The following is a 3,241-nucleotide window of genomic DNA, read 5'->3' as shown; positions in this document are numbered from 1 at the left end:
TATTCAAAATGATGAAGTGATAGCCCTACCTATAGATATTGTAGATCTTTATTATGGTACCAACGGAATGGTGGCAGGAAACACTAAGGCGGAGGCTTTTGTCCAAGGAATATCGGAAATTTTAGAAAGGTTTGTAATCAAAGAAATTATAGAAAAACATATTACACCACCTACTATTACTACTGAGGTTAAAAATAACATGCCAGATGTTATTAATTGGATAGATGCAATTGAGGAAACTGGAAATTATAAAGTAGAATTAAAGGATTTCTCTCTGGGGAGAGGGATTCCAGCCATTGGTCTGGTTCTGTACAACTGTAAGGATATTTCTTACTTTGTAAAAGCTGCTGCACATCCATCACTTGAGGTTGCTGTTGAGCGTTGTTTTACAGAATTAATGCAAGGTAAAAAGATTGAAGATTTCGAAGGGATGACACGGGGAAGTGATTTCTTAAAAGAAGGTGGCGATATTGATAATTTTATAGAAATATTTGTAGATAGTTCAGGTCGATATCCGTCAACATTTTTTGTGGGAAATCCATCATATGAGGGAAGTTTTGAGAAGAAATCTTATGTTGATAATCAAGAGATGCTATTTGAATTGATTTCTTTGATTAATGATTTAGGTCATTCTATTTTTGTGAGAGATGTAACAAAGTCTGAGATATTAGCTTATCGTATTTTAGTTCCCGGGATGAGTGAATTATTCAATGTTATGGATCCGGTGGTGATTGAAGATTGCATTGATTATGAAAGGCTTCGAAATATCATACAATTTAAGTTACATGACATATCTACTGATGAAGCTTATTTTGTGATTGAATTTCTAAAGAAAAAAAACTATTCTGAAAATCACACTCTTGACATCTTTATTGATGATATTAAGCTTACTGATGATAATATTTACTCCATTGTTTCCATAAAATTGTTCATGTGTCTTCTTTATATCAAAGTTAATGATCTTGAGAATGCTCTTCTATGGATGAGAAAATATAATGAGACGCTAAATCCTTCTGACCCAAGTAGTAGGTATTACTATTGTTATGAATTATACTTGGCTTTAAAAATTGAACAATCAGCACATTAGTCAATTGTTATACTGCTATTTTGATGAAGAAATAGTTGATGAGGTTATGAGTGATGTAGATAATAACCCTTTTGAATATTTCTATCCACTAAATTGTAGTAATGATTGTTTGAACTGTGAATATTCTGCAATGTGTAAATGCAAAAATGAAAAGACTATATATAACTTAATAAGAAAATAATTGTAATAGTAGATTGAATTTAATGTTATTTTTAGTAGTACAAGCTTAAATTTAATCAAAATTAATATAAATATTAGGAGTGTTTAATTGCTTTGATGAAACTGGTATAGGATTCTACTTAAGATTTTAACTTAGGATATATACAAATTAATGATGTATATATATCCTAAAGGGAGAAAACTTACCATTTCAATAGATATAAATGTAGCAATGATGCAAGCTATATAGTATTCATCATGCTATATAAAAAGAAAGGAGGAAACCAAATGAAAATTATCAAAGTTAAGAGTAATGTAGTTAAGAAACCAGTTATCGTACCAAACAACTGTGGCGTGCATAAGAATCAAGCTACAACAATGTAAAGTAATAGTCTTTTATTGATACATTCTCAAACATGAGAGTATCATCGTCAAAGTTTTGATTACTATATTTATTTCCATGATTTTACAATAAGCTATTTATGGTGATAAATTAAAACAATAGTGAAATAAATAGACGATACAGTATGTATGGGTTTCATATAGTGCTTTTTACAAAATTTTATGTTGAGTTACTATATAGAGATTTTGAGCACTTATAAATTAATAGTAATGCAAAAGACACAATGAGTTATACGCTTACTATTTATTTAAATGGAAATCCAATCAAAAAGAAGACTTAGCAACTACTGATTAAGTAGTGACTAGGTCTTCTGATGTTTTGAAATGAATGTATTATTATAGATTTAAATTAATACAATGACAATTGGAGGTGCGAAAATGATATATGAATTTCCAGTAAATACATCAAAATACTATTTTGATGGCAATTCCTTGACGTTATATAAAGATTCATTTGAAAATGTTCAGGAAATGCCTAAATTTTACGAAATGGCAGATAGAACATTAGGGAAAGCACTATTTCTAACAACAATAAATTGTAATGGAAACTGTGCTTATTGTTATGAAAAAGGAGATTTTTTTGGAGAGGTAAGTCCTATTATGAGTGAGGAAGCTGCGGATAAAGCAGTTAAATACTTACAAGATAAATATGATAAAATATCTAAGGTTAGCTTTTTTGGTGGAGAACCCATTTTGAATTTTAAGATTATTAAACATATTGTGGAGCAACTTGAAGCTAATTTTATTATTGAAAATTATGATATTGTAACCAATGGTGCATTAATTGATGATGAAATGATTAGTTTTTTTGAAAAATATAAGTTTAATATAACAATAAGTGTTGATGGTCCGAGTTTCATTCATGATACACTTAGAGTAAATTGCCTACATCATAAAATAATTAGTGTTATAAACCGATTAAAAGAAACTGCAATTTCAGATAAGGTTAAACTTAATTGCACATTGACAAAATTTCATCTTGACAATATAAGTAGAGATGAACTTGCTACGTATTTTGAAAGCTTGGGAGTTGAATACTATATTTCTGAAGTAGCAACTGAAATAGATTGGCTTAAAATAAAAGATAATCAAGATGAAGAAAAAGATATTGAAAAGTATATTGATGAATCATATAGTAAGATTTATAAAAATGCACCAAATAAGAATATTAGTATCTTTGTAAAGGCAATAATTGAGTCGTTATTACATGGTATATGCTTTGATGACTTTTGCTGTGAGTTGAGTAAAGGATTTCTAGAAACCTTTGACACCGATGGGAATCGTCACCCATGTGTAAGTTTAATTAAATATGATATTAATGATCCATTGGTAAGGGAATGCAACAATAAAAACAATAAGGTATGCAATGAATGTTGGGCAAGAAATATATGTAGAGACTGTGTAGCACAGTATATTTCAGGTAAAGCAGAACGCCCATACTTAACAGGTATTTGCTATATGAAAGAACATTATGAGTATTCATTAAGAAAAATTGTAGAAATTCTTGAAGAATCAGAAGAAAGATTTCAACGCATAATTGACAATTATGAGCATTTTGCTTAATTTAGATTTTAATAATGAATTATAGGCTAT

The 3,241-nt window shown here is 29.1% G+C and carries 2 protein-coding genes; both read left to right on the top strand.

The genetic code is table 11. The features are described 5' to 3' along the window. Positions 1-1,087 (top strand): YcaO-like family protein (locus RTW14_RS18510; protein WP_312654272.1); only part of this gene is annotated, 1,087 nt, incomplete at its 5' end. Between the two features lie 939 nt (positions 1,088-2,026). Further along, positions 2,027-3,211, top strand: coding sequence for a radical SAM protein (locus RTW14_RS18505; protein WP_312654270.1), 1,185 nt, complete (start codon positions 2,027-2,029; stop codon positions 3,209-3,211). Positions 3,212-3,241: the final 30 nt, after the last annotated feature.

The sequence above is a fragment of the Aminipila sp. genome, assembly GCF_032051575.1.
GTDB lineage: Bacteria > Bacillota > Clostridia > Peptostreptococcales > Anaerovoracaceae > Aminipila.
Note: the sequence above shows the minus strand (reverse complement) of the source record. Positions and strands in the feature narration are given on the sequence as shown.